The organism is Nostoc sp. NMS7 (assembly GCF_017115085.1).
In the GTDB taxonomy this organism is placed as follows: domain Bacteria; phylum Cyanobacteriota; class Cyanobacteriia; order Cyanobacteriales; family Nostocaceae; genus Nostoc.
On record NZ_JABXKJ010000143.1, the window covers coordinates 1 to 4,565 of the forward strand.

A 4,565-nucleotide genomic window follows, 5' to 3' on the forward strand; every position below is an offset into this window, starting at 1 on the left:
TTTGGCGGAGATTCTATAAAATGTCAGTGTAGTTTTTAATTATCTGAGGGCGATGTCTGCCCCGTCTTGCCACGCATCCTTAACTTTTCCTCGCTTGATGAGGGGCGATCGCATCGGTGGTTCTTTCGAGAGGAAAAAATATATGCCTTACGATATGACGATGTGTCCAGGACAAAATTGCCCGCTCAAACAAAATTGTTCCCGTTTTACAGATGAAATTCTGGGTCGTCAAGATTTTTTTGGAGAAGCTCCCTATAATTCAATACGGTTCAGTTAAGGCTAAAACTCTGTTATCAAAGTCAATTTTTTAACGAACCGCCAAGGCGCAGAGGACGCAGAGAGAAGAAAGAAATGCTTAACTGAACCGTATTGCCCTATAATTTTACTACTAATTCCTGTGAATATTTTATCAGTAACCACCCAGATGAAAATAAAATCCGTTTGAAAGCTTATGAAATTTGGCAACAAATGGGCTATCCAAATGGCAAGTCTGTAGAACATTGGCTTCAGGCTGAAAAGGAGTTGATAGATTTTAAAATTTAACTTTACTTTTGTAAATTAAGCTCTGAAGTTAACTGTTAACAATTAGACCTATTGCAAAAAAAATTTGTGGTACATGGCGGGCGATCGCTCCTCTTTTCCTCGCTTGAATTGGGGGGGCGATCGCTTCTGGCTTTATGGGACTTCTCCAACCATCTTTGTACTCTGTAATGTATCAAGAGTCTATCAGTGCATGACGTGTCGGTGCTCTTTGTAAGGAGAGCGATCATAGCGATCACTTTTTACTGTTTATTGCTTTAGGCCAGAACTCCCAAATTTTAGCCGAGCTAGATAATCTTTTTCTGACTAAGCTTCCTGATTTCTGTAATCACACCATCAACTCCATGATTGCTATAAATAATTAGCAACCGTTCGGCAGACAAGTAACTTAGCACAGGATTGCGAAATTGTAATATGTATTTTGTATCCGTAGGATTGTAGCCGAACTGGGGAGCGATCGCTCTCAATTGCTCTTGAACAGTAGTAACAGCCGGAATTGATAAAACAAAATCTGCATCTGACAGGTTATGCAAGGCATACTCAGCCAGAAAGTTAGTAAGTGAAGAATTTGTAGTGAGCGCGAAGCTGCCAAGCTTACGGACTATCGGCAAACGCATTTTGTGTTGCTTATCCATGAATAAGTAACCTTGGGCTACAGGGTCAATTCCAGCAATAATTGCAGCCGCACGTAACCAGTTAACTACTTTGTACTCGTTACCGAGAGTGGGAGATGAGTGAGCGCAAGCTTGAGTAATCACAAACTCTGGGGATAACTTTCGCTTCATCGTCTCTGCCAAACTGATGATGTGATGACCACCAGTTCTAGAATCGCCCGACGCACCGTAATTGTCTGTTTTACCATTGCCACCGAAGTTCAACTCCTGGAACTCAGTGCCCTTCGCGTTCCACTGAAAGACGATTGATTTAGCCCAATCATGCCAAATCGGTGCTGCAATTAATAGGTCGTTACTGATATAAATGTCTGAATCTACTTTACTTTCACTATCTGGATTGACAATTGGTAAACCATTACTGTTTGTTTGACCATATATTAGCCGATAGTTACTCGCAAAGCTCAAATTACTAATATTATTAAATGCTTCATGTATTGGTAGTCCTCCGGGATAAGCATGGTGACTGTTATTTCCACTTCCAGGTGCAGAGAAAAAAGACTGGGGAAGTTGGGGGCAGACACTTCCATCATTGCTAACTGGTGGGAAAATTCCAGCTATTAGTCCACCTGGAAAGGTCATATCGTCCGCAGCATCTACCAAGCCGACTTTGAGCAATTGCTGTACAATCTCCTGCTTTTTGCTACCAGTTAATCCGGATCTATGCATGATACAGGTTGTGGGATTATCAATTGCATCAAGTGTGGCTTTTCTCAGTTTGATATCTTTTATTTCTTGTGTCTGGTTTACCAAAAAATTTTTCGCTGACTGCACTAAGGGGGATTTTTCAGCAAGCCTAATCGCTTCAGTATTACCCACTCCCAACACCTGTTGGTTGGTGTTATTGCTCATCACATCAGAGCCTTTGAGTTTGCCTTGTCCCTCCTCTGCTCGTAAAGGTGTGAGCAACAATAATAAGCTCAAGCATAAACTTACTAATAATAGAAGATGAGATGATTTCATGGAGATTATCAACTTTTAGTTACAAAAGATTAATCCTCTATTGCAGTTGCCTCTGGAAAACTTACTTCCTAGAGGCAACCGCAACTTATTTAGGTGTAAATTGGCCCATGTGAATCTTGGCTACGAATGGGAAATTCTACAAATCCCACTGGATGATGAGTAAAATGCAGTACAGACAAACCGGGATTATCTTCTGTCGCATAGGCAATAGATGCGTCTATGTATTCACCCTGTAACCGTGCTAGTTCTCCTGCGATGAATGGTACTGGATCTACTAACCCTTCATTATCTCCGAAGCGAATAGCCACAAAAATTTCATTGCTCACTTCCAGTCCTTCTGGAAATCCCTCAGTATGCTCAACCTGAATATTGCTTAAAATTAAATGCTGATGATTCGCACCATGATGATTTTCTGGTGCCGGAAACAATTTTTCAATCTTCCCAACTACTCGAATTAGTGGTGCGCCCAGAGAATGTTTGAAACGATGATGATTGAGAAATCCTGTTGCTTTGGTAAATTTGCTCATCAAAACTCCTTTTCCGAGTTGAAAAATTTTACTAGACACTTTTCAGTCAATCACGAAGCAAGGCTTTCAAAAGTATACATGAGATCCAATTTTACAAATCCACTCATCCTCAACTTAAACCTAACTTAAACTCTAGATAAATAAATATTAATCTATCTACTTTTTAGATAGATTAATATTTATTTAATATCTTTACTTCACTTATTTTTCAACTACTTCATTAATCTAGAGTACAGTAAAAGCAAATAACTCAAACAGGACTGGCTTATGTCAAAAAAAGTGAGTTCAGCAATTAATCCGACTTTCTTAACAGATGTAAATCATGGTGGGAAGAAAGAGCAACCACTTCTGATTGCAGAACAATTAGCTGAGTTTATTGATAGAGCAAAGTCAAATCTGCACATTGCAATCTATGATTTTCGTTTAACAGAATCAACCCTTGCAGAACCCGTAATTACAGCACTTAAGAACAAAGCACAAGCGGGTATCAAGGTGAGAATTGCCTTTGATCATGGAAAACCTGAAACTAAAACAGTTGATGCCTTTATCGCTAGTGGCAGTGATCCAGCACCGAAAGGAACCAAAGCATTCCTAGAAAGTGTATTTGAGGGAACTCAAGTTGAAATAAAGAGCATTGCTGGCTCAAAGCTGATGCATAATAAATATGTCATCCGAGATGTGAATACCAGTGAAGCAACTTTGTGGACTGGTTCGGCTAACTTTACAGACGATGCTTGGACTTACCAAGATAACAATATATTGCAAATTTCTTCACCGCAGCTTTGCTCATACTATGAAACTGACTTTCAGGAATTATGGGTCAGTGGCAATATCAAGACCACAGGTGTTGGGGATAGTGGTAAAGTTTATATTGGTTCTACAGAAGTTGATTTCGCCTTCTCGCCAGGAGAGGGTCAGACTATCGACCACATCATTTCTAGCTTGATTGGTTCAGCAAAAAAGCGAATCAAGATTGCTTCCATGATGATCACTTCTCATGCAATTCTCGCTGCCCTTGATGATGCCCTCAGACACGAACAGGTGAAAGATTTGAGTGGAGTATACGATGCTACACAAATGTCTCATGTGGTGAAACTTTGGCAGAAAACAGAAGCAAGTGTCGGTGTTGCTGAAACTTTTAAAGAGGTGTCATCCCATCTAGTTGGTAAGCACTCCGAGCCTTATAAACCAGACAGCAAGCACAATTTCATGCACAATAAGGTTGTAGTATGTGACAACATTGTGGTTAGCGGCAGTTTTAACTTTTCTCGCAGTGCTACACAAAATGCTGAAAATATCGTTGTGTTACATGATCCGAGCTTGGCAGAGCAATATAGCGATTACATTGACCAACTGCTGGCACACTATAGCAAAGTATAGTCACAGCAACAGCCGGATCACTACCCTTATCTTGGTTAAATTGCTTATTTTTAAGCTTGAACATGATTGGTAAACTTTGATAAGCGATGCCCTTTGGCGCAGGTGTTACCCTGAGCTTGTCGAAGGGCTCAGGGTAACACCTACGGCGGAACGAAAAGCGACCATTGCAATCAAATTACTTTAGCCGCTACTTTGCCTAATGCTGTCTCTAAACGGTTGGTAAATTCTGAGGAGCGATCGCAGGTCATGATCAACTGGTCAATTCCCCGTGTCATTGCCACGTAAAGTAACCGCGCTTCTTCTTCTGGTGTGTCGTGTCCGTACTGGTCAGGCATATAACCAATACCAGGAATAAATACCACTGAGAACTCTAGCCCTTTGCTGGAGTGCATGGTTATGAGTTTGATGCTTAACTCGGCTGGGTTATATCCCTCTTTCAAGAAACACTTGACGTAAAGCTTATGTAGAAAGGGTTTGATAAAAT

6 protein-coding genes are annotated in these 4,565 nt (G+C 40.7%); 3 read left to right on the plus strand and 3 right to left on the minus strand.

All coding sequences use genetic code 11. The features are described 5' to 3' along the window. The first annotated feature begins 52 nt into the window (after window positions 1-52). Both HWQ38_RS14665 and HWQ38_RS14670 read left to right on the plus strand, forming a co-directional pair. Window positions 53-277 carry a hypothetical protein gene (locus HWQ38_RS14665; RefSeq protein WP_292794689.1) on the plus strand — a complete coding sequence of 75 codons (225 nt, stop codon included), beginning with the start codon at window positions 53-55 and terminating at the stop codon, window positions 275-277. A 92-nt stretch (window positions 278-369) separates the two neighbouring features. Beyond that, window positions 370-543 carry a DUF2934 domain-containing protein gene (locus tag HWQ38_RS14670; RefSeq protein ID WP_292794690.1) on the plus strand — a complete coding sequence of 58 codons (174 nt, stop codon included), beginning with the start codon at window positions 370-372 and terminating at the stop codon, window positions 541-543. Window positions 544-827: 284 nt separating this feature from the next. Here HWQ38_RS14670 and HWQ38_RS14675 read toward each other — a convergent pair whose 3' ends face one another. Both HWQ38_RS14675 and HWQ38_RS14680 read right to left on the minus strand, forming a co-directional pair. Next, entirely contained in the window at window positions 828-2,174 is a 1,347-nt protein-coding gene (locus HWQ38_RS14675) for a hypothetical protein (protein ID WP_292794691.1), read from the minus strand. 89 nt (window positions 2,175-2,263) lie between these two features. Further along, a complete protein-coding gene (locus HWQ38_RS14680) occupies window positions 2,264-2,701 on the minus strand; it encodes a hypothetical protein (RefSeq protein WP_292794692.1) in 438 nt (145 codons plus the stop codon). Between the two features lie 267 nt (window positions 2,702-2,968). Between HWQ38_RS14680 and HWQ38_RS14685 the strand changes: the two genes are divergently transcribed. Beyond that, window positions 2,969-4,081 (plus strand): phosphatidylserine/phosphatidylglycerophosphate/cardiolipin synthase family protein, encoded by a 1,113-nt coding sequence (locus HWQ38_RS14685; protein WP_292794693.1) that lies wholly within the window; start codon window positions 2,969-2,971, stop codon window positions 4,079-4,081. 170 nt (window positions 4,082-4,251) lie between these two features. On the opposite strand, the gene HWQ38_RS14690 is transcribed toward HWQ38_RS14685, so the two are convergent. Beyond that, window positions 4,252-4,565, minus strand: a 314-nt coding sequence (locus tag HWQ38_RS14690) for a 3'-5' exonuclease (RefSeq protein ID WP_292794694.1), incomplete at its 5' end; no start/stop codon positions are given.